Annotated in this window: 1 protein-coding gene; it reads left to right on the top strand. The window is 61.6% G+C overall.

All coding sequences use genetic code 11. The features are described from left to right. Window positions 1-721 (top strand): serine hydrolase domain-containing protein (locus tag AB4Z23_RS27475; RefSeq protein WP_441361184.1); only part of this gene is annotated, 721 nt, incomplete at both ends.

Here is a 721-nt window from a genome sequence, read left to right on the forward strand (position 1 = left end):
GGTTACAGGAATGCCGGACATAGCAACCTGCAAAAACGGTGCTTTCCTGGCACCGCTCGAGTTCGATCCCGGCGATCGCTGGCAATACGGCATCAGCATGGACTGGATCGGAAAGCTGGTGGAGGCGGTCAGCGACCAGTCGCTGGAGGTCTATTTCCGCGAAAACATCTTCGATCCGCTCGGCATGACCGATTCAGGCTTCCTGATCGGCAGCAAGCAGAAGGCCAGGGTCGCCACCTTCCACAACAGGAACGCGCACGGCGGACTGACGGCCGCGCCCTTCGAGATGCCACAACGGCCGGAATTCTTCATGGGCGGCGGCGGCGCCTTCAGCACGCCACGCGACTACATGGCSTTYCTGCGGATGCTGTTGAACGGCGGCTCCCATAAGGGCGAGCGCGTGCTGAAGCCGGAAACGGTCGCGTCGATGATGCGAAACCAAATCGGCGACCTCGACGTGCGCGCCATGACGACGGCCCAACCCGCCTATTCGCAGAGCTTCGACCAGTTTCCCGGTGAACCCCACAAATGGGGATACTCGTTCGACATCAATACGCTGCCCGGTCCGAACGGTCGGTCGGTCGGCAGCATTTCCTGGGCTGGCCTGCTCAACTGCTATTTCTGGCTCGACCCGGCCCGGCAGGTGACCGGCGCCATCTTCACCCAGCTTCTCCCATTCTACGACGAAAAGGTCGTGCAGCTCTACGGCACATTCGAGCGC

The sequence above is a fragment of the Agrobacterium sp. MCAB5 genome, from assembly GCF_052114365.1.
GTDB lineage: Bacteria > Pseudomonadota > Alphaproteobacteria > Rhizobiales > Rhizobiaceae > Agrobacterium > Agrobacterium tumefaciens.